This is a genomic window from Dyella sp. 01L423 (genome assembly GCF_056399945.1).
The window spans coordinates 249,235-275,171 of record NZ_JBFTSI010000001.1 but is presented as its reverse complement, the minus strand read 5'-3'; the positions used below and the strand labels follow the sequence as shown (position 1 = coordinate 275,171).

At 65.2% G+C, this 25,937-nt stretch carries 19 protein-coding genes and 1 riboswitch; of the genes, 9 read left to right on the top strand and 10 right to left on the bottom strand.

Going from position 1 to position 25,937, the window contains the following annotated elements:
• Positions 1-742: 742 nt before the first annotated feature.
• On the bottom strand, positions 743-1,756 hold the full coding sequence (ltaE, locus tag AC1DMY_RS01190; RefSeq protein WP_477163225.1) for a low-specificity L-threonine aldolase: 1,014 nt from the start codon (positions 1,754-1,756) through the stop codon (positions 743-745).
• Between the two features lie 153 nt (positions 1,757-1,909).
• Here ltaE and AC1DMY_RS01185 point away from each other — a divergent pair, with 153 nt between their 5' ends.
• Complete coding sequence (locus AC1DMY_RS01185; protein ID WP_477163224.1) at positions 1,910-3,673, top strand: glucan ABC transporter ATP-binding protein/ permease; 1,764 nt, start codon at positions 1,910-1,912, stop codon at positions 3,671-3,673.
• 63 nt (positions 3,674-3,736) lie between these two features.
• On the opposite strand, the gene lptG is transcribed toward AC1DMY_RS01185, so the two are convergent.
• Both lptG and lptF read right to left on the bottom strand, forming a co-directional pair.
• Positions 3,737-4,837, bottom strand: a complete 1,101-nt coding sequence (gene lptG, locus AC1DMY_RS01180) for an LPS export ABC transporter permease LptG (RefSeq protein ID WP_477163223.1) — start codon at positions 4,835-4,837, stop codon at positions 3,737-3,739.
• The gene (gene lptF, locus AC1DMY_RS01175) at positions 4,837-5,934 is read right to left on the bottom strand and encodes an LPS export ABC transporter permease LptF (protein WP_477164168.1); all 1,098 of its coding nucleotides are present in this window, start codon (positions 5,932-5,934) and stop codon (positions 4,837-4,839) included. Before lptF ends, lptG begins: the two co-directional genes overlap by 1 nt.
• Before the next feature lie 198 nt (positions 5,935-6,132).
• Between lptF and AC1DMY_RS01170 the strand changes: the two genes are divergently transcribed.
• A complete protein-coding gene (locus tag AC1DMY_RS01170) occupies positions 6,133-7,620 on the top strand; it encodes a leucyl aminopeptidase (protein ID WP_477163222.1) in 1,488 nt (495 codons plus the stop codon).
• Positions 7,621-7,782: 162 nt separating this feature from the next.
• On the top strand, positions 7,783-8,205 hold the full coding sequence (locus AC1DMY_RS01165; protein WP_477163221.1) for a DNA polymerase III subunit chi: 423 nt from the start codon (positions 7,783-7,785) through the stop codon (positions 8,203-8,205).
• Between the two features lie 119 nt (positions 8,206-8,324).
• Here AC1DMY_RS01165 and AC1DMY_RS01160 read toward each other — a convergent pair whose 3' ends face one another.
• Positions 8,325-11,909, bottom strand: a complete 3,585-nt coding sequence (locus AC1DMY_RS01160) for a hybrid sensor histidine kinase/response regulator (RefSeq protein ID WP_477163220.1) — start codon at positions 11,907-11,909, stop codon at positions 8,325-8,327.
• Positions 11,910-12,072: 163 nt separating this feature from the next.
• On the opposite strand from AC1DMY_RS01160, the gene AC1DMY_RS01155 reads away from it, so the two are divergent.
• Genes AC1DMY_RS01155 through AC1DMY_RS01145 form a run of 3 tightly spaced genes read left to right on the top strand, consistent with a single transcriptional unit; the run spans position 12,073 to position 13,819 of the window.
• The gene (locus AC1DMY_RS01155) at positions 12,073-12,690 is read left to right on the top strand and encodes a YceI family protein (protein WP_477163219.1); all 618 of its coding nucleotides are present in this window, start codon (positions 12,073-12,075) and stop codon (positions 12,688-12,690) included.
• The gene (locus tag AC1DMY_RS01150; protein ID WP_477163218.1) at positions 12,687-13,259 is read left to right on the top strand and encodes a cytochrome b; all 573 of its coding nucleotides are present in this window, start codon (positions 12,687-12,689) and stop codon (positions 13,257-13,259) included. The genes AC1DMY_RS01155 and AC1DMY_RS01150 overlap by 4 nt, the downstream gene beginning before the upstream one ends.
• Complete coding sequence (locus tag AC1DMY_RS01145; RefSeq protein ID WP_477163217.1) at positions 13,259-13,819, top strand: YceI family protein; 561 nt, start codon at positions 13,259-13,261, stop codon at positions 13,817-13,819. Before AC1DMY_RS01150 ends, AC1DMY_RS01145 begins: the two co-directional genes overlap by 1 nt.
• Positions 13,820-13,923: 104 nt before the next feature.
• On the opposite strand, the gene AC1DMY_RS01140 is transcribed toward AC1DMY_RS01145, so the two are convergent.
• On the bottom strand, positions 13,924-14,160 hold the full coding sequence (locus AC1DMY_RS01140; protein ID WP_477164167.1) for a glutaredoxin family protein: 237 nt from the start codon (positions 14,158-14,160) through the stop codon (positions 13,924-13,926).
• Between the two features lie 213 nt (positions 14,161-14,373).
• Between AC1DMY_RS01140 and AC1DMY_RS01135 the strand changes: the two genes are divergently transcribed.
• Entirely contained in the window at positions 14,374-16,542 is a 2,169-nt protein-coding gene (locus tag AC1DMY_RS01135) for a TonB-dependent siderophore receptor (RefSeq protein ID WP_477163216.1), read from the top strand.
• 174 nt (positions 16,543-16,716) lie between these two features.
• Positions 16,717-18,099 carry an L-serine ammonia-lyase gene (locus AC1DMY_RS01130; protein WP_477163215.1) on the top strand — a complete coding sequence of 461 codons (1,383 nt, stop codon included), beginning with the start codon at positions 16,717-16,719 and terminating at the stop codon, positions 18,097-18,099.
• A 179-nt stretch (positions 18,100-18,278) separates the two neighbouring features.
• Here AC1DMY_RS01130 and AC1DMY_RS01125 read toward each other — a convergent pair whose 3' ends face one another.
• Positions 18,279-19,274, bottom strand: coding sequence for a tetratricopeptide repeat protein (locus AC1DMY_RS01125; RefSeq protein ID WP_477163214.1), 996 nt, complete (start codon positions 19,272-19,274; stop codon positions 18,279-18,281).
• A 275-nt stretch (positions 19,275-19,549) separates the two neighbouring features.
• Between AC1DMY_RS01125 and AC1DMY_RS01120 the strand changes: the two genes are divergently transcribed.
• Complete coding sequence (locus tag AC1DMY_RS01120; protein ID WP_477163213.1) at positions 19,550-21,157, top strand: APC family permease; 1,608 nt, start codon at positions 19,550-19,552, stop codon at positions 21,155-21,157.
• A gap of 163 nt (positions 21,158-21,320) precedes the next feature.
• Here AC1DMY_RS01120 and AC1DMY_RS01115 read toward each other — a convergent pair whose 3' ends face one another.
• From AC1DMY_RS01115 to AC1DMY_RS01100, 4 genes are all read right to left on the bottom strand, one after another.
• Complete coding sequence (locus tag AC1DMY_RS01115) at positions 21,321-22,403, bottom strand: homoserine dehydrogenase family protein (protein WP_477163212.1); 1,083 nt, start codon at positions 22,401-22,403, stop codon at positions 21,321-21,323.
• Positions 22,400-23,590, bottom strand: a complete 1,191-nt coding sequence (gene metB / locus AC1DMY_RS01110; RefSeq protein ID WP_477163211.1) for a cystathionine gamma-synthase — start codon at positions 23,588-23,590, stop codon at positions 22,400-22,402. Before metB ends, AC1DMY_RS01115 begins: the two co-directional genes overlap by 4 nt.
• 36 nt (positions 23,591-23,626) lie before the next feature.
• Positions 23,627-24,655 carry a homoserine O-succinyltransferase MetX gene (gene metX / locus AC1DMY_RS01105; RefSeq protein ID WP_477163210.1) on the bottom strand — a complete coding sequence of 343 codons (1,029 nt, stop codon included), beginning with the start codon at positions 24,653-24,655 and terminating at the stop codon, positions 23,627-23,629.
• Between the two features lie 84 nt (positions 24,656-24,739).
• A riboswitch (SAM riboswitch) is annotated at positions 24,740-24,856 on the bottom strand.
• A 152-nt stretch (positions 24,857-25,008) separates the two neighbouring features.
• Positions 25,009-25,800 (bottom strand): hypothetical protein, encoded by a 792-nt coding sequence (locus AC1DMY_RS01100; protein WP_477163209.1) that lies wholly within the window; start codon positions 25,798-25,800, stop codon positions 25,009-25,011.
• Positions 25,801-25,937: the final 137 nt, after the last annotated feature.

Sequence of the window (25,937 nt, the reverse complement as noted above, 5' to 3'; positions counted from 1 at the left end):
CGTGTCTGTGGGAGCGCACCCTGTGCGCGACAGCCACGCCTGGGTGTATCGCTCCGTAGGTGTCGCGCACAGGGTGCGCTCCCACAAAGAGCCGACCAGCAAGATTGATCAGCAATCCACGAGCGTACGAAACCCTTGTAGGAGCGCACCTTGTGCGCGACCGCGGCCTAACAGGCTGCCCTGCGGTCGGCGTTCGCGCACAGGGTGCGCTCCTACAGAAGAGGGCCCGGCAACGCCGGGCGTTCTGCGGCTTTTGATGTGGCTCTGGCTCTGCTCCCGGGGTCCCCGTATGACGCGGCGGGCGGGTGGAGGAAAGCCCGCAGGGTGGCCGCATGGATGCGGCCAGTTTTTCGACAGGACAGGGATGTCCTGTCGAAAAACTCCGGAGCCCGCCCGCGCACCTGGAGGGCCGAAGGCCCGGAAGGCGCGTCATCCGGGGGCCCTTTCTTTTGGTTACTTTTCTTTACTCCGGGCATCCTGCCCTCCGCCCTTCGGGCCGGCTTCGCCGTTCACACGCGCTCCTGCGCGTGCGTGGGCAAGCAAAGAAAAGTAGCCCGGCCTCCGGCAGGAGGACGGAAGCCCGCGGCAGGCGAGCCAGGTCGCGGTAGCGCGGCAACCGAAGACCGAGGCTCTGGATCCCGGCCTCCGCCGGGATGACGAAGTAGGAACGTTCCCGCGAGCACCCGCCCCTCACCCCAACCCTCTCCCCGCCGGGGAGAGGGAGAGAAACGTGCCCTCAGCATCACCCAAAAAACTGCCGGAACGCCGCCACCGTCCGCGCCACACCCTCATCGTCAATATCCAGATGCGTCACCAACCGCAGCGTCGGAAGATAGCCGATGCTGATGCGGATGCCCGCCTGCCGCAAATGGACGTCCAATTCACGCAGACGATCAGCGGGCACATCGATGAATACCATGTTGGTATGCTGGCCAAGCAGCTTCACGCCCGGAAGCTCGCCCAGCCCCGCCGCCAACATCACCGCACGAGCGTGATCGTCCGCGAGACGCTCCACGTGATGGTCCAACGCGTACTGCGCAGCAGCAGCGAGCATGCCTGCCTGACGCCAACCGCCGCCGGTCACCTTCTTCCACCGCCGAGCCTTGTCGATCAGCGCTGCAGAGCCAACCAGCACTGAGCCGACCGGCGCGCCCAGGCCCTTCGACAAGCAGACCGACACGCTGTCGAACAAACCGGCAATCTCGCGAGCCGGAACGCCGCTCGCAACGGCGGCGTTGAACAAACGGGCACCGTCCAGGTGAAAGCCCAGGCCACGTTCGCGCGCAAAATCACGCGCGGCCTTCAGGTAATCCAGCGGCAAGGCGCGTCCATGCCAGGTATTTTCCAGCGCCAGCAGACGCGTGCGCGCGAAATGCGGATCGACCGGCTTGATCGCTGCGGCGAGTTTGTCCAGCGGCAGGCTGCCATCCACGTCGTGCGGAATCGGTTGCGGCTGGATCGAGCCGAGCACCGCGGCCCCACCGCCCTCGAATTTGTAGGTATGCGCATCGGCACCGACCAGGTACTCGTCGCCGCGCTCGCAATGCGACATCAACGCGACCAGGTTCGATTGCGTACCGGTGGGCACGAACAGCGCCGCCTCGAAGCCGAGATCCGCCGCAAGCCGCTGCTGCAACGCGTTCACCGTGGGATCTTCGCCGTAGACGTCGTCGCCCACGGCGGCGTCCAGCATGGCCGCACGCATGGCCGGGGTGGGACGGGTGACGGTATCGCTGCGCAGGTCGATGAGTTCCACGATGGACTTCCGGTAGCTGGATCAGACCCCGAGTTTGAACGCTCGCTTTGGCAGAATCAAAGGCCGCGGGCCTGACGGGCCATAGCGGCTTGGGCTAGCCTTGTCACCGGGTCTCCGCATGAGGTGGAGACGCGAGCCGATCGAGGCGACGGCATGTCGTTCCTGCGTCTGTATCTTCGTGTGATTGCCCTGCTGGCGCCGGAAAAGAAGCTGGCGATCACGCTGGCGCTCGCCAACCTGGCGCTGGCCGGCGTGTTCTTCCTCGAACCGGTGCTGTTTGGCCGCGTGGTGGATGCGCTGGGCAGCACGCATGGCGGCGATGCGCCGCGCCTGATCGCGCTTTGGGCCGGCGTGGGCTTTGCCGGCGTCCTGGCCAATGTGTGGGTGTCGCTGCATGCGGACCGGCTCGCGCATCGCCGGCGCCTCGCCGCCATCGCCTTGTTCTTCGAGCACGCCGCGGCGATGCCGATGTCATTCCACGGCGAATATCACACGGGCCGGCTTTCGCGCATCATGAACGTTGGCGTCAGCAACCTGTTCAATCTCTGGCTGAGTTTTTTCCGCGAGCATCTCGCCACGTTGTTGTCCATCTTCGTGATGGTGCCCGTCGCGCTGTGGATCAACTGGAAGCTGGCGCTGCTGATGATTGCGCTGCTGTTGTGTTTCTCCATCTTCAACGCCATCGCCGTGCAGCGGACGCACAAGGCGCAGGGTGAAGTGGAGGAATTGCACCACGAGATCGCTACGCGCGCCGGCGATGTGTTCGGCAATGTAACGGTCGTGCAAAGTTTTACGCGTCTGGCGGCCGAATCGCGCGCACTGCACGAGCTGATGACGCGCACGCTCAACGCGCAGTATCCGGTGCTGCGCGGCTGGGCGATCCTCTCCGTGCTCAATCGCGCGGCAAGCACGCTCACCATCGTGGCGATCTTTGCGGTAGGTGCGGCGCTGCATTCGCGTGGCGAGATCAGCGTGGGCGGCATCGTCAGTTTTGTGGGTTTCTCCATGCTGCTGATCGGCAGGCTGGAGCAATTCGCCACCTTCCTGTCGAACCTGTTCTTTCAGTCGCAATCGCTGCGCGATTTCTTCACCGTGCTCGATCGCAAGTCAGAAATTGCGGATCGCCCGGGCGCCGTTGCACTGCCACGCGTGCGTGGCGAGGTCGTGTTCGAGCAGGTGAGTTTTGGCTACGACCCGGTGCAGCCGGCGCTGCATGACCTGAATTTCCGCGCGCCGCCCGGCAGCACCATTGCCCTGGTCGGCCCGACCGGCGCGGGCAAGAGCACCGCGTTGAGCCTGCTGTATCGCGCTTACGATCCCAGCGCCGGGCGGGTGACGGTCGACGGGAACGATGTCCGCGATGTCACGCTGGAATCGCTGCGGCAGAACATCGGCGTGGTGTTCCAGGATGCCGGCATGTTCTATCGCTCGATCCTGGACAATCTGCGCGTGGGCAACCCGGACGCGGAGCCTGGCCAGATCGACGCGGCGGTTGCCGCGGCCGAAGCGGCAGCATTCATCGCGCGCAAGCCGGCGGGGCTGGAAACGCTGGTCGCCGAACGCGGCCGCTCACTCTCGGGCGGCGAGCGCCAGCGCCTGGCGATTGCCCGCGCGATGTTGAAGGACGCGCCGATCCTGATACTCGACGAAGCCACCAGCGCGCTCGACAACGCCACCGAGGCACGCATCCAGCGCGCCCTGGATCGGCTGACCATCGGCCGCACCACGTTCGTGATCGCGCATCGGCTCTCGACCGTACGCAATGCCGACCTCATCCTCGTATTGGATCAGGGGCGGCTGGTGGAACAGGGACGCTTTGCCGAGCTGATCGCCCAGGGCGGACTATTCGCCCGCCTCGCGCAGGAAGGCCAGTTCGCGCCGGATGCACCGGACGATTCATCGGTCACCGGCGCTTAGCCATGCGTGATGGCCATAGCCAAGACAGGGCGTGATCCGCCGCCCATGCCGGGCGGCGCCACGTCAGCCGTGTTTTCGGAAATACACCCAGGCAATCACCGCCAGGATCAAGGCGGGCAGCACGTTCGCCACCAGCGGCGGCACGCCGTAGACGGTGCCGAAGTTCACCATCGCCTTCTGCAGGAAGTACCAGCCGATGGCGAGCAGCATGCCGATGAACATGCGCTTGCCCAGGCCGCCCGAGCGCAAGGTGCCAAATGAGAACGGCATCGCCAGCAGGACCAGCACCAGCACGTTCAGCGGATACAGCGCACGCGTCCAGAACGCGGAGGCATACACGCCCGGATTCTGGCCGTTCTGCTCGAGGTAGGTGATATTGCGGCGCAGGTCGCGCATCGGCAGGTATTGCGGCTGGATCACCGACTGCTCCAGCACCTGCGGATTGAGCTTGGAATCCCAGGTCTGGCTGTCTGCCGTGGTGGAGTGCGTGCCGGCTTCATCGAGAGTGGTGCTGCGCACCTTGCTCATCACCCACTGGTGGCCGTCGTGTTCGGCCGTCTGCGCCCAGTCGAAGCGCTTGACCTGGCCGTCCGGCGTGAGCGTGAAAACGCGCACGTCATGCAACTGCACGGTGCTGTGCGTCGCGGTGTGTTTGGCCATCCATCCCTTGGCATTGATGATGCGATCGCCATCGCGCGCCCACAGGCCAGACTCACCGCCCAGGCCCACGTTGTTGGATTTCAGGCGCAACTGCATGGCCTGCGCCTGCTGGTCGCCCCAGGGTGCCGCGGTTTCGCCAAGGATCACCACGCCGACCACGAGGATGGCCACCACGCCCACGGCAGACGCGGCAATGCGCAGCTTGGACAGACCACAGGCGCGCAACGCGGTGAGCTCGTTGGTGGCAGCCAGGCCACCTAGGCCAAGCAGGCCGCCGATCAGCGCGGCGTTGCCGAACATCTCGTACAGTCGGCGCGGGAAGGTGACCAGCACGTACACCACGGCATTGGTCACCGTATAGCCGTTCTTGCCCACGTTGCCGAGCTGGCGCAGGAACTGGAATACCGCATCGAGACCGGTGATCACCAGCCACACGGTGAGCATGGCGCCCAGGACTGTCGTGCCGACCAGCCAGTCGACGCGACGAATGCGCAATGCAGCCATCAGGCACCTGCCTTGCGCGGTTTACGCGGCGAGTATTGGTTCTGGAACATGCGCGCCGCCACGGCAAACACGATCAGGGTCACCATCCACATCGGGAACGAGTGGTGCCAGTGGCCCTTGATGATCTGGCCGCGACAGATCGCCAGCAGCAGGTAGTAGAAGTAGAACGTGAGGATGGCCAGGAACATGCGGCCAAAACGCGGCTCGCGCGGACTCTGGCGCGACAGCGGCAAGGCCAGCGCCAGCAACACCAGGGTCATCGCCGGCGCGATGCTGCGCCAGGCGAATTCGGCGCGCGTGTCCGGATTGTCGGTGCGCAGCAACTGCGCCAGCGTCATCGAGTGGGCGGGATCTTCGGCATCTTCATCGGACTGGATGCTGTCCAGCGAGGCATCGTTGCGCTCGTATTTCATCTTGCGCCAGTTGTCCGCGCCCAGCGGGATGTCGTACTGGAAACCATTCCACAAGGCGAGGAAGCGGCCGCTGCCATCGGTTTCCTGATACAGCTGGCCGTGCTTGCCGGTGACTAGCTTGAGGTGCGGCACATTGTCGTGGCCCATGCGCTCGGTGGCGATGAAGGTATTGCCCAGCGTGCTGCCGTCGCGGCTGAGCTCATCGACGAAGATGATGCCGCCCTTGCCCGGCAGCGGGGTGAATCGCCCGGCGTCCAGGCCCGCGGCAATCACCGAGCGGTTGGCGGCTGCCACCAGTTGGTCGGACGTACGAGCGGCCCAGGGGCCCAGCCACAAAGCCACGATGCCCACCAGGATGGCCAGAATCACGGCAAGGATGGACACCGGACGAAGCAAGCCGTCGGGACCCATGCCGGACGACGCAAGCACATGCATCTCACTCTCGCGATACATGCGGCCCAGGCCGTTGAGGATGCCCAGGAAGGCCGCCAGCGGCAGCAGGGTCGACAGGCCGTCGAGCATGTTCAGGCCCAATACCTGGAACATCACGCTGGCCGGGAAGCTGCCGTTCGCCACCTGCTGCAAGACGTGCGCAAACGAGGTGCCGGCCATGACGGCCAGCAGCACGATGGCGGTAGCGGCCACGGTTTGTGCCAGCTCACGCAGGAAATAACGATCGAGGATGCTCAGAACCGGTCCTCAGGCAGGGTCGAACCCGCGCGTCTCGCACGGGAGGAGAAACGACTGCGGAGTGTACGGGTTGGAGGGACAGTTTCTCGACATGCGATAAGATGAAGGGCTTGGCGCCGGCCCGCCCCGGGCGCGGCAATCCCCAAGTCTAGCCTGTCCGGGCCTTGCCGGACCTTTCCGTAGGACTTTTCCATGACTCTCCAGTTCAGCCTTGGCTCCGCCGCTCCCGAATCCGTCGAAACCCCCTGCGTGGTGGTCGGCGTCTATGAGAACGGTTTGCTCACCAGTGCCGCCGCCCGTGTGGACACCGCTGCGCACGGCGCCATCAAGCGCCAGGTGGAGAGCGGGGACATCAACGGCAAGGCTGGCACTACGGCCGTACTGTTCGCGCCGGAGGGCGTGGCAGCCAAGCGCGTGCTGGTGGTGGGTCTGGGAACGCAGAAGACCTTCGACGGTGCACGCTATCAGAAGATAAACATCGAAGCCGCGCGCGCCCTGGGCCGCCTGCCGCTGGACAGCGCCGTGTCCTACCTCACCGAGGTGGACGTGCCCGGACACGACGCCTCCTGGCGCGTGCGCGTGGCCGCCCTGGCCGCCGACTACGCCGCCTACCGCTATACCGCCACGTTCAAGCCACGCGAGAAGTCCGCACAGGCCGAGCTGACCGCCATCGTCTTTGCCGGCGCCGACGATGCCAAGCCGGGCCTGGCCCAGGCCGAGGCCATCGCTGAGGGCGTGCGCTTCGCTCGTGAGCTGGCCAACCTGCCGCCCAATATCTGCAACCCCGCCTATATCGCCGCGCAGGCCGAACAGTTCGCCGCGCAGCACGACAAGGTGAGCTGCAACGTGCTCGACCACGAGAAGATGGGCGAGCTGGGCTTCGGCTCGCTGCTCGCCGTGGGCCGCGGCTCGGCCAACAAGCCCAAGCTCGTCGTCCTCGAATACAAGGGCGGCGTGGAAGGCGACAAGCCGTACGCCTTCGTCGGCAAGGGCATCACCTTCGACACCGGCGGCATCAGCCTCAAGCCCGGCCCGGGCATGGAAGAAATGAAGTTCGACATGGGCGGCGCCGCCGGCGTGCTCGGCAGCTTCGTCGCTGCGGTGAAGCTCGGCGTGCCGGTGAACCTGGTGTGCGTGGTGCCGGCCGTGGAAAACATGCCCGATGGCGACAGCTACCGCCCCAGCGACGTGCTGACCAGCCTCTCGGGCCTGACCATCGAAGTGCTCAACACCGACGCCGAAGGCCGCCTGATCCTGTGCGATGCGCTGACCTATACCGCGCAGACCTTCCATCCCAAGGTGCTGATCGACGCCGCCACCCTGACCGGCGCCTGCGTCATCGCGCTGGGCAAGCACGCCAGCGGTTTGATGAGCAAGCATGACGACCTCGCCGCCGAACTGATCGCCGCCGGCGAAACCACGCTGGATCGCGCATGGCGCCTGCCGCTGTGGGACGACTACCAGGTGCAGCTGGAATCGGGCTTTGCCGACGTCGCCAATATCGGCGGCAAGAACGCAGGCGCGATCACCGCGGGCTGCTTCCTGGCGCGCTTCACCGAAGGCCAGCGCTGGGCGCACCTGGACATCGCCGGCACCGCGTGGGACGAAGGCCGCAAGGGTCTGGCCACGGGCCGCCCGGTGTCGTTGCTGGTGCAGTGGTTGATTGATCGCGCCGCGTAAACGATAAATCGCACCCTGTCCAAGCCGTCATTCCGGCGCAGGCCGGAATCCAGTAGCGACACAAGTCGGTTTTCGCAGTATGTCTTTGCATCGCGAAAATCGTACGCTTCCGTCACTGGATTCCGGCCTGCGCCGGAATGACGAAATTTGAAAGGCTTCGCTATGGCTCGCGCCGACTTCTACCTGATCGACAAGCCGCGCTTTCGCGAGCAACCGCTGCTACTCGTCTGCGAGTTGGCCAAGCGTGCGCACGCCGCCCAGCAGCCCACCCTGGTGCTTGCGCGCGACTTTGCGCAAGCCGAGGCGATCGACGAGTTGCTGTGGGATTTCGATCCGGACGGCTTCATCACGCACCAGATCGCCGGCGACGATGACGATCACACGACCGCCGTGTTGATCGTGCCGCCCGGTATCGAAACACCCGATCGCCCGATGCTGATCAACCTGCGTGAAGAATGCGCCCCCGGCCGCTACGACCGCGTGCTGGAAGTAGTGGCCGCCGATCCCGCCGAGCGCGAGGGTTCGCGCACGCGCTGGAGCGAATACAAGCGGCGCCAGTTTGAGGTGAGCAAGCACGATATGTGAGGCCGCGCCACGGCCTCACCTGTGGGAGCGCACCCTGTGCGCGACGGCAGCTACGTAGCGTTGCCTCACCATCGGAGGCTGTCGCGCACAGGGTGCGCTCCCACAGAAGAGCAGTTGCCTTAGTCGTCGACGGACGCGTGCACCACCATCTGCAGATGGATCGCATCCTGCAGCTGTTCGCCGGTCAGCGGCTTGCGCAGGAAACCATCCATGCCTGCCTCGCGCGCCCGCGCTTCCTCATCGCCACCCGAACGCGCCGTGATCGCCACGATCGGGATGCGCTGCCCTGATATTTCGCGCTGCCGGATCAGACGGGCGATCTGGAAACCATCGATGCCCGGCAAGTCGAGATCCAGCAGGATCACATCGCACGGTGCCTGCGCGAGTTCCGCCAACGCGGCCAAACCATTGCCGACATAGCGCACTTCATGCCCGGCACGTTCAAGCAGTCCGCGTATCACGGCAGCCACGATCACGTCGTCTTCCACCAGCAGGATGCGCAGCGGTGACGCCTCGACGCCATCGCCGCGCTGCGTCGCCGCGGCGAGTGGTTCCTGCGTCACCAGCAGCGGCAGGCGCACGTGGAAGGTGCTGCCGAACGCGACCTTCGATTCCAGTTCCACGCTCCCGCCCATCATCGCCACCAACTCGCGACAGATGGCCAGACCCAGGCCGCTGCCCGCGCGACGCTGCGGACCGATGACCTGCTCGAAGCGCTCGAACAACCGCGCCTGGCTCGCCTCGGGAATGCCAGGGCCGGTATCGATCACACTGAAGCGCAGGCCATTGTCGGTGCGACGCACGCGCAAGGTCACGCCCCCGCGCTCGGTGAACTTCAAAGCGTTGTTGGCGAGATTGAGCAGCACCTGCTTGATGCGAAGCGCATCGCCAATCATGCGCGGCGGCAGGTCGGTGGGCATGTCCAGATCGAAACGCAGGCCCTTGGCGCGCGCCTGGCCGAGCTCCAGTTTTGCCACGTCTTCGATCAGCGTGCGCGGGTCGAACGGTGCGTTGTCCAGCTCCAGCTTGCCCGCTTCGATGCGTGCAAGGTCGAGCGCGTCATTGACCAGCTTGAGCAGCATGCCGCCCGAACGCTGCATGGCTTCGGCGTAGTCGCGCTGCGTGCGACTGAGCGTGGTGGTCAGCAATAGCTCCGCCATGCCCATCACCCCCGTCATCGGCGTGCGGATCTCGTGACTGAGCGTGGCGAGGAATTGCGTTTTCGCGGCGCTGGCCTGCTCGGCCAAGCGGCTGCGCTGCTCGGCCAGCTGCATCTGATGGCGCTCGGCCAGGCGACGGCGCCACGCCTGCAAGGCCAGCCAGGCCAACAGCGCCGCCAGCAACACATAGGCACACCACGCCCACCAGCGCGTCCACGGCGGCGCCTGCACGTGGATCTGCAACGGCTGCGCGAGCTGCGTCCAAACGCCGTCCGCGCCAGCAGCCATCACCTCCAGCGTGTAATCGCCGCGCGGCAAGCCGGTGAGGTCGCGCTCGCCATGGCCGCCAGTATCTACCCAGGTGTTGTCGAGGCCGGCGAGGCGGAACCGGTAGCGATTCGCCGCGGGGTCCACATAGGAAAACACGCGCGTATCCACGATCAAGCCCGAGTCGCGCCAACCGATGGAAAGGTGACCGGACTCCGGCACGGGAAGCTCGCGCACGGCGCCTTCGCGGCGCACGCTGATGCGGGTGAGCGCCAGGCGCGGCGGCTCGGTGCTACGCGTCGCGCGATTGGGATTGAAGCCCATCACGCCACCCAGGGTGGGCGAGTAAATCATGCCGTCGGGCATGCGGCTGAAGCCGCGGAGAAATTCGCCGTTGCTCAGGCCGTCCTGCAATCCGAGCTCGCGAAACTGTGCCGTGGCAGGATCGAAACGCCACAGGCCGTCGCGCCCGAACACCCACACGCGCTGGTGTTCGTCGACGGCCAGATCGACCACGTTGACCGAAGGCCATCCACGCGTGGCGTCGATCTTGCGATCGAGCACCAGGCCATCGCCGTCGTAGTGGTAATGCTCCAGGCCATCGGGGCGAGCCATCCACAGGCCGTCGTCGGTGAAGTCGAAGGCATCCACCGCCTGGCGATTGTCGACGCCGGGCACCGGTTCGAAATGATCGTGGCTGCGATCCAGGCGCAGCATGCCGCCGTCGCTGGCGTACCAGAACGTGCCGTTCTTCAGGGTGAGCTGGCTGCCCCAGCGTGCTTTTTCCTGCGCGGGTTGCACCGGCACCGGGGTCACGGCCAGTGTGTCCTGGTCGACGCGGAACAGCCCTTCGCCGAAGCTGCGCGCATACAGTTTGCCGTCGGGACCCACTTCCACTTCGAGCGGATGCTTGAGTCCGTGCGCAGAACCATCGACGGCATCGAGCTTGCCGTTGGCGTAGCGGAACAAAGCGCCCTGCACAGTCACCCACAAACGCGACTGCGCATCTTCGGTGAGACCGAGCACGTCGCCGCGCAGGCCCGAAATCACGTGCTCGACTTTGCCGGTGTACGGCCATAGGCGATCGACGCGGCCACCGCGCTCACCGACCCAGATCGCACCATCGCGTCCGCGCGCGACGGCGTAAGCGACGGAATCGCGCAGGCTGTTGTCGTCATCCGGGATATGCGTGAAACGACTGACGCTGTCCCAGCCGGGCGCCAGGTAGGCCACGCCGCCATCGAACAAGGCGATCCACAAACCGCCTTCGCTGTCGGGACGGATCTGCCACACCCACGTGCCCGGCAGGTTGCCGTAGAGCACTGGCTGATTGGTGACCGCCTCGATCCTCGCGTCGCGTGCCTGCTTGAGGAAAAGACCGTGCTGCGTGCCCACCCACAGTCGCCCGCTGCGGTCGCGCACACTGCTCAGGATGTTGGTGTCGGGCAACTCGTTGCTGCCGACCTGTCGCGCCACATCGTCGGGCCCGATGATGAACAGGCCGTGCGAGGAGGCTACGCGGATCTCTTCGCCATCGCCCTCGATGCGCCATGCATCGAGCGACCTCTCCGGCGACGCCATGGCGATGGGATGAAACTCGCCGTCCGGATCGCGACGGAACACGCCGTTGTCGCTACCCACCCAAAGCTGGCCGCGGCCGTCAACGAACAGTGCGCCAACCGTGCCCAAGGCTTCCGGTGCACTGCCCGTCACCAGCACATGGTCAAAGCCGCGGCCGTCGCGGCGCATGCAGTCCAGACCCAGCGCGGTGCCCACCCAGATCGAGCCGTCGCCGGTCTGGGCGATGGACCAGGCCTTGTCGCTGCCCAGGCTTGCCGGATCGTTGGCGTCATGACCCCAGTGATGGAACGTGCCCGAGCGATCGTCGTAGCGGTTGAGGCCTGCTTCCAGGCCAGCAGCCCACAAGCCACCCGCGCGATCGAAGATCAGCGCCGAGATGCCATTGTTGAACAAGGATTGGCTATCGCCCGCCACATGGCGGAACACCTTGAAGTTGACGCCGTCGTAGCGCGCGATGCCGCTCTTGGTGCCGAACCACATCGAACCATCCGGCGCCTGCACCACGGTATAGACGCTGCTGCTCGGCAAGCCATCGGCGGTGCCGAAACGACGGAACTGCGGCGTCGCCAACGCTGCATTGACATGCTCAGGCGAGGGTGCCGCCGACGCGGTTTGCGCGGCAGCGGGCACGCACATGGCCACTAGCGTGGACGCGCCCATGATCAGGACAACGCGAAGCAGCAAGGACGGCAGCATGCACTTCCCCCGGAATCTTTCGATTTTGCCAGACCTGCCGCGCAGGAACGAGCATGGCTTTTGGCCGACGCGACCCGCTGCCCGGGCGACGTTGCCGTGGGGAAACGATCCGTTCCGGGGCGACGGCTGGCGCCACCGCGACGGATCGTCCAGACTCCGCTGCATGCCAAGGTCACGCCTCCCCAGCCGCCTGCTGCTCGCCCTCCTGTGCGCCTCCGCTCCGCTTGCCTCCGTGCAGGCCGCAGCGACCACGTACAGCTACGACACCACGCACAGCCAGATCCTTTTCAGCATCGACCACAACGGGTTTTCGCGACCGTTCGGGCGGCTGCATATAGCGAAAGGCTGGTTGCGTTTTGATCCCGATGACTGGACCCAATCGGCCACCGAGCTGGACATCGATCTGGCCAGCCTGGACATGGGCGACGCCGAATGGAACGCGGCGGTGCTCAAGCCGGCTTATCTGGATGCGGAGAAGGCCCGTTATGCGCATTTCGCAAGTACTTCCGTGGAGCGCAAGGACGACACGCACGGAGTCCTGCATGGCAACCTAACCCTGCGTGGCGTGACACATACCGTGGATATTCCGTTCACCTTCAACCGGCACGGCACCACGATCTACGGCATGCATACGATCGCAGGCTTCTCTGGCACGGCGATGCTCAATCGAGACGATTACGGCATCACCGCGACGCCCAATTCCATCGGCCACGGCGTGAGCGTGTGGCTGGAACTGGAAGCCATCCAGGAAGACCAGGCCCATAGCAAGGAATCACCATGAGTTTTCGCAACACCGACCATCAATGGGGATCGGTCGCCAAATTCTTTCACTGGACCATCGCGCTGCTGATCCTTGGCAACGGCATCTTCGGCCTTTGCATGGATCTCGCCCATGGCCCCATGCAGAAAATCAATTGGCTCGCCCTGCACAAGTCGATCGGCCTGACCGTGCTGGCGCTGTTCCTGTTGCGCGTGCTTTGGCGCCTGGCCAATCGCCCGCCGCGGGACGAACCGACTTCACGCCTGCAGCACTATGTGGCGCATGGCGTGCATACGACGCTTTACGCGCTGGTTGCGCTGCTGCCGCTCAGTGGCTGGTGGTTCAACTCCATCGCCGGCAAGCCGCTGCAGTATTTCAAGATGTTCAACCTGCCCTCGCTCACCGACGCCAATCCCGACACGCGACGCTTCTGGCATGGCGTGCACGAATACATGTTCTGGTTTCTGGTCTTGCTGCTCGTGCTGCACATCGCCGGCGCGCTCAAGCATCACCTGATCGATCGCGACAACACCCTGCGGCGCATGCTCCCCTTTGCCCGTGCGCGCCGTAACTCTCAAGGAGAACGCTGATGAACCGCTTCGCGCTCAAGCTCGCACCGCTGCTGCTTGCTCTCGCCCTGCCCGGCCTGGCCAGCGCCGCCGATTACGCCGTGCAGCCCGCAGGCAGCAAGCTCGCCTTCAGCGGCAACTTCCAGGGCCAGTCGTTCGACGGCACGTTTGGCCAGTGGACCGCCGCGATCAGCTACGACCCGGCCAAGCTCGCCGCGTCGAAGTTCGACGTGGAAGTGGACCTGGCCAGCGTGAAGACGGGCGACAAGGATCGCGACGGCGCCCTGCCCGGATCGGATTTCTTCAACGTGGCCAAATTCCCCAAGGCGCATTTCGTCACCACCGGTTTCCGCCAGAACGGCGCGCAGGTGATTGCCGATGGCAACCTGACCTTGCGTGGCCTGACCAAGCCGGTGAGCCTCACCGTGGTGTTCAAGCCGCAGGGCACCGGCGCCACCATGGACGTCACCGGTACGGTAAAGCGTCTTGATTTCGGTGTGGGCACCGGCGATTACGCCGATACCTCGGTGATCGCGAACGATGTGAAGATCAATGCGCATCTGGCGTTGACGGCCAAATAAGCAACACACCCGTTCTCTCCGTTGTAGGAGCGCACCCTGTGCGCGACCGCCACCTCACACGATGCCGCAACGCCAGAGGCCGCGGTCGCGCACAGGGTGCGCTCCTACAACACGGGCATGGCAACGAAGGCCCTGACCGCCGCCGCATCAAACGGCCAATCCAGCTCCCGCCCATCGTGGCTGTCACGCAACACCGGCACGCGCGTGCCGTAGCGCTGTTCCAGCGCCTCGTCGTCATCCACCCATAGGCTGTCGAAGTCCGGCGCACGCGCCTCGGCCATCACGGCCAGCGCCTGATCGCACAGGTGACAGTAGTCCCGCTGGTAAAGCACATATCGCATCGGCATAGGGGCGGGACAATAACCGGCGCCTGGCGTTTTCGCGATGCCCGCTTGCCCGGCAGACCGCAGCGCAGGGCCGCTGCGTCATCTCGACCTAGGTCGAGACTGGCAAACGTAAATGATAATGCCTATCATTTGCACCAAGGGCCGCTCGAGCCCACCGGGTTGCCGCCGCCCCGGGTTCCCGATACCAACAAGACCCAAGGCCAGCCCATGCCCTCCCTCGCCTCGCCCGCGCGATGCCCGTTGCCGTACCGCGCCCTGTTCCTCGCGCTGTCGCTAGTTCTGTCCGCACCTCTGCTGCACGCGGAAGACGTGCCCGATTCACCCGACAGCACCAAGGTCAAGAATCTGGAAGGCGTGCAGACCACCGCCACGGTGACCGGCGACGGCGACTCCTACACCACCAAGGCGGCCTCGGGCGCCACGCGCCTGCCGCTGTCGCTGCGCGAGACGCCGCAGTCGGTCAGCGTGGTGACCGAGCAGCAAATGAAGGACTTCGGCCTCACCAACGTCAACGCGGTGCTCGACACCACCACCGGCGTAAACGTGGAACGCGTGGAAACCGACCGCACCTATTACAGCGCGCGCGGTTTCGACATCACCAACTTCCTCGTCGACGGCGTGGGCCTGCCGTTCGCCAACGGCGAGCAGGAAGGCGATCTGGATACGGCCCTGTACCAAAGTGTCGAAGTGCTGCGCGGCGCAAACGGCCTGCTGTCCTTCACCGGCAACCCGTCGGCCACGATCAACTTCGTACGCAAGCGTCCGACGGCCGATTTCCAGGGCAGCGTCGGCGTGACCGTGGGCAGCTGGGACAATCGCCGCCTGGATGTGGATCTGTCCGGTCCGCTCAACGACTCGCACAGCGTGCGCGGCCGCCTGATCGCCGCCGGCCAGGACACCGACAGCTACCTGGACCGCTACAACCTGCGCAAGCAAGTGCTGGGCGGCATCGTCGAAGCCGACCTGAGCAGCAGCACCCTGCTCACTGCAGGCGTCACTTATCAGAAGAACAAAACCCACGGCGGCATGTGGGGCGCGCTGCCGCTGTACAACACTGACGGCACGCCGACCGATTACGACCGCAGCACCAGCACGTCGGCCGACTGGTCGCGCTGGAATGTCGCCGATACGCGCGCCTTCGTCGAACTCACCCAGCAGCTGGGCAACGACTGGAGCATCAAGGGATCGCTCAACTATCGCCGCATCGCGGAGAACAGCAACCTGTTCTACGTGTACGGCACGCCGGATGCGCAGACCGGCCTGGGGCTGTATTCCTACCCGTCCGCGTACACCAGCAAGGAACGCCAGTACGTGGCCGACCTCTACGCCACCGGTCCGTTCGAACTGTTGGGCCGCAAGCACGAGCTGGTGCTCGGCGCCAACTGGGCCGAGGACAACGTGCATCAGCTGTCCAGCTATGGGGAAGGCATCGGCACGCCGCTGCCGCCGCTCAACGAGTGGACGGGCGATTATCCGCAACCGCCGTTCGATGCGTCCTATGGCAATGGCGACTTTCACATCAAGCGCAAGACCATGTACGCCACTGCGCGCTGGAGCCTGGCCGATCCGGTCACGTTGATCACTGGCACCGGCCTCGTGCACGTCGAGCAATACGGCGCCAACTACGGCGTGCCGAGCAATTTTGAAAAGACCCAGGCCACGCCGTTTGTCGGCTTGGTTTACGACTTCGCGCAGCACTACTCGGCCTACGTGAGCTATGCGCAACTGTTCAATCCGCAGACTTCGCTCGACATCAACAACAAGGTGCTCGATCCGGTCACCGGTGCAAACCTGGAAGTGGGTTTGAAGGGCGAGTGGTACGACGGACGTCTAAACGGGACGTTCGCCTTGTTCCGCTCGCGCCAGGACGGCCTGGCCGAGTATGCCGGCCACAACCTGGCGACCAACCAGGATTACTACACCGGCATTGATGCGACCTCGAAGGGCTATGAGTTCGATGTGAGCGGCCAGCTCACCGACAACTGGCAGCTCAGCGGCGGCTACACGCAGCTGGGCCTGGTCGATCCGCAAGGCAACAACGTGCGCACCTATGTGCCGCGCCGCATGTTCCGTCTCGCCACCAGCTACCGCTTCGACGCCCTGCCCGGCTTCAAGGTGGGCGGCACGCTGCGCTGGCAGGATCGCATCTACCGCGACCAGCAGGCGGTGGCACTGGATGGCAGCGAGATCTTCACGACCCAGGGTTCCTATGCCGTGCTCGGACTGATGGCGGGCTACGACTTCGGCCAGCACTGGAGCACCACGCTCAACCTCGACAACGTGACCAACCGCAAGTACATCCCCAGCCTGTACTGGGACCAGGGCTTCTACGCGGCACCACGCAGCTACATGGTGAATGTGCAGTATTCGTTCTGAGCATGACCGGCTGACCCGTCATTCCCGCTCTTTGCTGGCGTGACGGGCGCCAGGCGGCGTCAGCCGTAGCGCCCCATACGCCGGCGCACCGAGCACGACGCTGCGCCGCGACAACCGCCACCCGGGCCACCCGCGTACAATGGGTAATTCTCCCCGCCCACTTCGCGTGTCTCCATGGCTGTCAGCGTATTTGACCTGTTCAAGATCGGCATCGGTCCGTCCTCTTCGCATACCGTCGGCCCGATGCGTGCCGCGGCGCGCTTTGCCGAGCGCTGGCTGGAGGAAAAGGGCGTGCTCGATCGCGTGGTGCGCGTGCGCGCCGAGCTGTACGGCTCGCTGGCCATGACCGGTCGCGGCCATGGCACGGACAAGGCCGTGCTGCTGGGCTTCGAAGGCGCGCATCCGGATACGGTCGACCCCGACCATATTCCCGAGACGCTGCAGCGCATCCGCACCAGCCATCGCCTGCGCGTGCTGGGCAAGCACGAGATCGAATTCGAAGAAAAACGCGACCTGGTCTTCAACAAGCGCCAGAAGCTGCCGTTCCACACCAATGGCATGCGTTTCTCCGCCTATGACGCCGAAGGCCACGAGCTGGCCACGCGCGATTACTACTCGGTGGGCGGCGGTTTCGTGGTGAACCACGATGAAGCGGCCGAAGACCGCATCGTCGCCGACACCACCGAGCAGCCCTACGCGTTCTCCACCGGCGACGAGCTGCTGGCGCTTTGCGAGAAGCACCAGCTCACGATTGCCCAGCTGATGCTGGAAAACGAGAAAGTGTGGCGCAGCGAAGCGGAAACCCGCGCCGGCCTGCTGGTGATCTGGAAGGCCATGCAGGATTGCGTCAATCGCGGCCTGCGCTCGCCCGGCGTGCTGCCGGGCGGCCTGAAGGTGGTGCGTCGCGCACCGGCCATGGCCGAGGAATTGCGCAGCCAGCCGGAAGCGGCGCTCAAAGATCCGTTGACCATTCTCGACTGGGTCAACCTCTACGCGCTTGCAGTCAACGAAGAAAACGCCGCCGGCGGCCGCGTCGTCACGGCGCCGACCAACGGCGCCGCCGGCATCGTGCCGGCCGTGCTGCACTACTACCACCGCTTCATTCCGAAAGCGGACGAGAACGGCATCATCGATTTCCTGCTCACCGCCGGGGCCATCGGCATTCTCTACAAGGAGAACGCCTCGATTTCCGGCGCCGAAGTGGGCTGCCAGGGTGAAGTCGGCGTGGCCTGTTCGATGGCTGCCGGCGGCCTCACCGCTGCACTCGGCGGCAACGTGCTGCAGGTGGAAAACGCCGCCGAAATCGGCATGGAACACAACCTTGGCCTAACCTGCGATCCGATCGGCGGCCTGGTGCAGATTCCCTGCATCGAGCGCAATGCGATGGGCTCGGTCAAGGCGATCAACGCCAGCCGCATGTCGCTCAAGAGCGACGGCAAGCATCGCGTGTCGCTGGACAAGGTGATCGCCACCATGCGCGACACGGGTCGCGACATGAAGGACAAGTACAAGGAAACCTCGCGCGGCGGCTTGGCGGTGAACGTTATCGAGTGTTGATGCTAGGGCTTGATCGACGATCCTGCATCGATCAGCCCGTCGTCCCAGCGAAAGCTGGGACCCAGTGACTTTCGTGTGCGTCAAAGCAAGTCACTGGATGACCAGCCATTCGGCTGTTGAATAGCGCTTCCAGCTTTCGCTGGGATGACGGTGAAAATCGTGACGATTGCAATGCGTCGTCAACCCGAAGGTGCGTTGGCAGCTCCTGCATCCGCATCCACACGCGCTTTCAACTGCGCTAGCTGTGCCGGCGTCAGCTTGGCCGATGCCTTGGCCAGATAATCGGCCGCACTCTTCAACTGCTGCTGATTGTCCATGCGCTGCGCCAGCGAGATCTGGTACCAGCCTTCGGCGGGATTTTCCGCAATGCCGGTGCCGGTGACATAGGCCACACCCATCGCGTAGTGGCCGAGCATCTCGTTGGCGGCCATCGCCTTGCGCGCCAGTGCCACGCCACGCGCCGCATCGGTGGGCACGCCTTGCTTGCCGGTGATCAGAAAGTACGCCAGCGTGCCTGCGGCTTTCGCGCTGCCGGCGTCGGCGGCCGCTTGCAGCCAGCGCACGCCCGCAGCTACGTCCTGCCGACCGAACAGACCGGTGATATAGAACTGGCCCAGCGACAGTTCGGCATCGACATCGCCCTTCTGCGCCGCCGCGTTCAATAGTTTCTCGGCGAGCGCGATGTCCTTGGGCAGGCCCATCTCGCCCGACAGGCGCGCCATCGCCAACACTTCCATGCCCTTGGACGATCCCTTGTCGGCGGCCTTCTGAGCCCATTGCAGGGCTTCGGGCATGCCACCGGTGGACAACAGCGCCACGGCGAGCACAGCCATATGGTCGGGGTTCTGATCGATGGCGACGCTCTTGCGCATCCAGTCGATGGCGGCGGGTACATCGCGGGCGACGCCTACCCCAGCCATGGTGGCCGAGCCAAGCATCCATGCGCCCTCCGCACTGCCGGCCAAGGCGGCCTTGCGATACCACTCGGTGCCGGCGGCCTTGTCGGCTGCCACCCCGTCGTCTTGCAGGGAGCGCCCCAGCGCGACTTGCGCCTGGGTGTCGCCAGCCTGGGCGCGCTTGGTCAGCGCATCGCGGGCTGCGTCGCCCGCGCTCGCCGGCATCGAAAGCGCGGCAACCGCCGCGGCCATCACCACCAACCACGTCGCACGGATCATGGTTCGCCGACCTCGAGGGGGAAGTCCCGATACTAGCCGTCCGCCCCGCCTACGCCAATTTCCGGGATGCCAAGAAGGCCCCCGATCCGTTCCAGGATCGCTTCCTTCGATCGGCTTTCGAGTTGTTTCAGCCGTCGATTCAATGACCTGGGTGTTGCGTTGCGCCACGGTTGGCGACGTCAAGCGGGCTGACAGTTCCCTGACCGGTCTGTCATCATCGGCCCCTTGTGTCGCCCGGGAGGCGGCCCGTCGATCCACTGTCCCTGGGGACCTGCATGTCTCAATCTTCAATGCGCCGCGATGTCGGCCCGTTCGCCCTGATGCTTACCGGCCTGGGCTCGATCATCGGCTCCGGCTGGCTGTTTGGCGCCTGGCGCGCGGCCGGCCTCGCCGGTCCGGGCGCGGTGTGGGCCTGGGTGCTCGGCGCCGCCATCATCATGACCATCGCCCTGACCTATGCGGAGCTGGGCGCGATGTTCCCCGAGTCCGGCGGCATGGTGCGCTACAGCCACTATTCGCACGGTTCGCTGGTCGGCTTTATCGGCGCGTGGGCCAACTGGATCGCGATCGTCTCGGTGATCCCGGTGGAAGCCGAAGCATCGGTGCAATACATGGCCTCTTGGCCGTGGAAGTGGGCGCAGGATCTGTACATCCACATGCCCGACGGGCATGGCGAACTGAGCCTGCCGGGCCTGTATATCGCCGCGGTGCTGGTGTTGATCTACTTCCTGGTCAACTTCTGGAGCGTCAAGCTGTTCGCGCGCTCCAATACGCTGATCACCGTGTTCAAGCTGGTGGTGCCGGCCGCTACCGGCCTGGCCTTGATCGCCAGCGGCTTCCACACCGAGAACTTCTCGGTGGGCGTCAATGGCGACGCGCATGCCATCGACTTTGCCGCCGTGCTCACGGCAGTTGCCACGGCCGGCATCGTATTCAGCTTCAACGGCTTCCAGAGCCCGGTGAATCTGGCCGGCGAAGCGCGCAACCCGGGCAAGAGCATCCCGTTCGCGGTGATCGGCTCGATCCTGCTGGCCACTGTCGTCTACATCATCCTGCAGGTCGCCTACCTGGGTTCGGTGCCGCCGGACATGCTGGCCAAGGCTGGCTGGCACGGCATCGATTTCCGCTCGCCGTTCGCCGAGCTCGCCATCATCGTCAACCTGCACTGGCTGGCCATGCTGCTGTACGTGGATGCGTTCATCAGCCCCAGCGGCACCGGCATGACGTATACCGCCACCACGGCGCGCATGATCTACGGCATGGAGCGCAACGGCACCTTGCCGAAAGTGCTCGGCCGTGTGCACCCCAAGTGGGGCGTGCCGCGTCCGGCGATGTGGTTCAACCTTGCCGTCTCGTATCTGTTCCTGTTCAAGTTCCGCGGCTGGGGCACGCTGGCGGCGGTGATTTCGGTGGCCACGATCATTTCGTATCTCACCGGCCCGGTGAGCGCGATGACGCTGCGCCGTACCGCGCCGAACCTGCACCGCCCGCTGCGCATCACTGGCTTGCCGATCCTTGCCGGCGTCGCCTTCATCATGGCGACCGAGCTGCTGTACTGGGCGCGCTGGCCGCTCACCGGCGAGATCATCCTGCTGATGGTCGTGGCGCTGCCGGTCTACCTGTATTACCAGGCGAAGGTGAAGTGGCACGACTTCGGCCGCCAGCTGAAGGGCGCCTGGTGGCTGATCTTCTATCTGCCGACGCTGGCGCTGGTCTCGCACGTGGGCAGCACTGACTTCGGCGGCATCGGCTACCTCAGCTATGGCTGGGACCTGGCCGTCGTCGCCTTCATTGGATTGGTGTTCTACGTGTGGGGCGTGAAGTCCGGCTGGCGCACGCCGTCGGTGGAAGAGGCTGAGGCGAATCCGCACGTGCACGATTGATCGTTACCGGTATGCCATGGAAAAACGCGCGGCTGATCACCGCGCGTTTTTCTTTTGGGGGTGACCGGTTCCCGGAGGCCAGTCGCGCACAGGGTGCGCTCCCACAGGTCACTCGAAACTCTGTGGGAGCGCACCCTGTGCGCGACTCACGAACCCTCAGGCTTCACACCAACGCCAGCACGTCCCCCAACAAAGCCTGAGCCGTCACTTCCGGCCCCGCTCCAGGCCCCTGGATCACCAGCGGCTGTGAGTTGTAGCGTGTGGTGCTGAGCGCGAACTGATTGTCGGTGCCGTACAGGCGCGTGGCAGGATGGTTTGCCGGCACTTCGACCAAACCGACGCGCGCGCGGCCACGCTGGTTGAGGCGGGCCAGGAAGCGCAATGCACCGCCACGCGCCTTCGCTTCGGTGTAGCGCGTGGCAAGCGGCTCGTCGAGTTCTTCCAGGCGCGACAGAAAGCTCTCGACATCGAGCTGGCGCAGGCTTTCCGGCACCAGGCTTTCCACTTCCACTTCATCGGGACGCAAGGCAAAACCCGCACAGCGCGCGAGGATGAGCAGCTTGCGCGCCACGTCCTCGCCGGAAAGATCGCTGCGCGGATCGGGCTCGGTATATCCGAGCTCGCGAGCGCGACGCAGCAGCGCGGAGAACGGCTGGCTGCCGTCGTATTGGTTGAACAGGTAGGACAGCGAGCCGGAGAACACGCCTTCCAGCGTGAGCAGCGCATCGCCGCAATGACGCAGTCGGCGCAAGGTCGAGATGACCGGCAAGCCCGCACCGACGGTGGCCGAATCGCCGTAGCGGCCGCCCTGTGCCAGCGCGGCCTGCAGCGCGCGCCATCCCGGCAGGTCGCCACCGGCAAGCGATTTGTTCGCCGTCACCACGTGATAGCCACGCGCCAGCCACTCGGCATGCCGCGACGCGAGCGTGCCGCAGGCGGTGGCGTCGATGATCACCTTGACCGCCGCAGCGTTCGTCTCAAGCGCTTCGAGCAACAGCGCGTCATTGCGCACATCACCGTGGGTCTTGAGTTTTTCGCGCAGGGCGCGGTCGGCCAGTTGCTCCACTTGCGTCTGTTGGCGGCGCGAATTGGCGGCGCCTACCAGGCGGATCGACGACGCCGCTGGCGTGTTGAGCAACTTCAGGAAGGCGCCGCCGACCACGCCGGTGCCAAGCAGCACGGCGGCGATGGCCGGCGACACCTGCGCTTTCGATGCCTGTACAGGCTCGCTCAGCACCGCACTCACGCGATCACCCGACGTTTGGCCTGGCTCACCGCTTCGGCACGCAGCAGCGCAGCGTCGAGATCGCGCAGCAGATCGTCGCCATCTTCGATGCCTACCGACAGGCGCAGCAGCGTATCGGCAATGCCGGCGGCGCGGCGCGCTTCCGGCGCCATCGAGGCGTGCGTCATCGAGGCGGGATGCGCCACCAGACTTTCCACGCCACCCAGCGACTCGGCCAGCGAGTGGAAGTGCAGGCCTTCGACGAACGCAGCGACTTGCTCCTCGCCGCCCTCCAGTTCAAAACTGAGCATCGCGCCGAAGCCCTGTTGCTGGCGCGCGGCGAGCGCATGGCCAACGTGGCTCGAGAGGCCGGGGTAATAGGTCTTGCGTACGGCCGCATGGCCGTCCAGACGCTCGGCGATGCGCACGGCATTTTCCTGGTGCTGGCGCAGACGCACATTCAAGGTGCGCAGGCCACGCAAGGTAAGAAAGCTATCGAACGGCGCACCGGTGAGGCCGTTGCAGTTGCCCCACCACTTCAGCTGCTCGGCAACCGCGGCGTCGCGCGCCACCACGGCGCCGCCCACCACATCGCTGTGACCGTTGATGTACTTGGTGGTGGAATGCACCACCACGTCGGCACCCAAGGTCAGCGGTTGCTGCAGGGCTGGCGAGAGGAAGGTGTTGTCCACCACCACCAGCGCGCCCACGGCATGCGCCGCCTGCGCCACGTGGCGGATATCGGTGATGCGCAGCAGCGGGTTCGACGGCGTTTCCACCCACACCAGCGACGGCTTCGCAGCGAGACCTTCGGCCAGCGAGTGTGCGTTGGTGAGATCGACGAAGCGGACCTGGAAGCGGCCCTTCTTGGCCCAGGCGTCCAGCAGTCGCCAGGTACCGCCGTAGCAGTCGTGCGCAGCGAGTACCAGCGAACCGGCAGGCACCAGTTCCAGCGCCAGCGCCACCGCCGCCATGCCGCTGGCCGTCACCACGGCGGCCGCGCCCTGCTCCAGTTCGGCCAGTGCCTCGGCCAGCAAATCGCGGGTCGGATTGCCGCTGCGCGAATAGTCGTAGGCGCGTTTCTTGCCGAAGCCTTCGAAGGCGTAGTTGGTCGACAGATGCAACGGCGGCACCACGGCGCCGTGCTGGGTGTCTGACTCGATGCCGGCGCGCACGGCGCGGGTGAACAGGCTGGGGGTGTCGCTCATGGTGAATCTCCGTGCGTGATGCGTTCTAAGTTCGGGTCAACAACCGGCCAGCGCGTCGCGCAGCAGCGGCGCGAGGCGGTCGGTTTCCTTGAGGAAGGCGTCGTGGCCGTAGGGCGACTCGACCACTTCGAGCGTGGCCGGGCCATGCAGGCGGCGCTGCAGCTCGCATAGGTCGGCCAGAGGCACCAGACGATCGGACGGGAAGCCGATCAGGGTCGCCGGTGCGGCCACCTGCTCAGGCGTCACGTCGTGCAGGTCGATGGATTCGGACAGGGCCAGGAAGCGCTCGACATCGAAGCGCTCGACGAAGCGGCGGCCCGCGTGTTCGAGATAGTCCTCGACCGGGAAATGGAAACGGCCATCGCGAAACTCCGGCGCGGCGCTGAAACGCCGTGCGAACTCTTCGCTGCCGCGATAGGTGGTCATGGCCAGCTGGCGCGCCAGCGACAAGGCCTCGTCGGACTGCCCGCTGGCCAGCCCCAGCCGCACGATGCCACGCTGCACCGAGCGCTGCGCCGTGGCCAGCGGATGCGGACGATGCGCACCGGCCAGCAGCACCAGCCGGCCCAGGGCATACGGGTGACGCGCGGCAAAGGCCAGCGCCACCATGGCGCCATAGGACGAACCAATGAAGGCGTGCACGCGGCCAATGCCAAGCTCCTCCACCAGCGCGGCGAGCACGTCGGCCTGGTCCTCGCTGGACACGGCCTGCGCGCTGTCGAGATCGGCCGGGGTGATCCAGTCGATCGAGAGGACGCGATAGCGGTCCAGATCCAGCGGCTGGCCGGCGCCTACCTGGGACTGCCACCAGCCCGGCGGGGTCTCGCCGTCCAGCGCCACCACATCACGCGAGGCCGAGATGCCGCCCTGCACGATCACCGTGGGCGCATCGGGCGCGCCGCACCACAGGTAGCTCACTTCCAGCTCGCACGGCGCACTGCCGTACTTTGGCGTGATGACGATACGACGGCTGCAGCGCTGGGTGGTCAGATCCGGCCGCATGCCGCCAGCAACCGCGGCGGGAGCGGTGGCGACGGACGGGATGGGTTGCGGCTGGCTGGACATGGGGCTCTTCTCCGGTCGGCATCGACCTGCGGACCGGAGAGGAGAGCAAGGCACGACCGGCCGAAGCGCGGTGGTGCTGGCTTGCCCTCATCTCGCGGCTTGCGCCCGAAGCGCTGCCGCAGGAATTGGCACCGTCGCGGAAAAGTTCCGCAGGTTGCCCCGGCTTCAAAGGGCCTGTCCCTCCGCCGGTCTCGATGAGTAAGGTGGAATCTAACGACCATGAGAGGCTGTGTCAATAGACGTCTAAACGTCTATGCATCTAGCCATCGACAGTTTTTTATGGATGTGACGGTTACAGCTGCAACCACATCGGGGCCTCGCCCGGCCTGCGTGGAGGCCGGGCGAGGCGCTCATCACTGCTTCACTGCAACGAATGCCATGCTGCGATCGTGCAATTTGTCGTCCATCTGAACCTTCATGGTCTTGCCGTCGGCGGACACGGTGGAGGTAAGTACGCTCACGACCTTGCCATCGCGCTTGTCGGTTTCCACCATCGACATCTTGCCGGTCTTCTTCACGGTCACGCTGTTGATGCCTGGATCGCCCTTGTATGGCGCCTCAGTGCCGTCCAGTTTCGCCTGATAGGACTGGCCCGTCGGCGCGCTCATGTTGAGCATGCCGCCCTCTTCCTTGAAGGTGATTTCGGTGGCGTTCTCCGACATGTTGGCGATACTGGCCGTGACCCATGAGCCGGATACCGCATGCGAGCCGGCCGGGCCTGCCGCCACTTGTTTCATCTCGCCGTTGCCGGTGACCGGCGCTCCGCTGCTGTTGCTGCTGTCGCTGAACTCGAAATGCGCGGCCTTGCCGTCGGGTGCCACGGTAATCGTCGTGGTGGCAACGACCTTGCCGCCCTTCTTGTCGGTTTCCTTGATGGTGTGAGCATCCACTACCTGCACGGCCATCGAATCGAGATACGGATGGCCGCTGACCGCATGATCCTGTCCGTCCGCCTTGATGCTCACCGGCGGCACGCAGGTCTTGCAGTCGTACATGCCGTCCTTGAGCACGAAGACATCGGGCTTCTTGGGCATCTGCACCTTGCTCATGTCGACCTTCCAGGTGCCGTCGAACGGCCCATCGGCCATCGCGGCAAGGGGAAACAGCAGAAGCAGGCACAGGCCTAGCGATACTGACTTGTTCATGGCGGTGACTCCCCGGAGTGTGGAATGGCCAGGCCATGCCCCTTGCCCCCAGGTGCCACGTCCTTGTCCTTCGGGCGCCACTCCTTGCGAGACCCAGCCTGGTCAACCTACGCTGGCGCCATGGGAGCAACCACTGG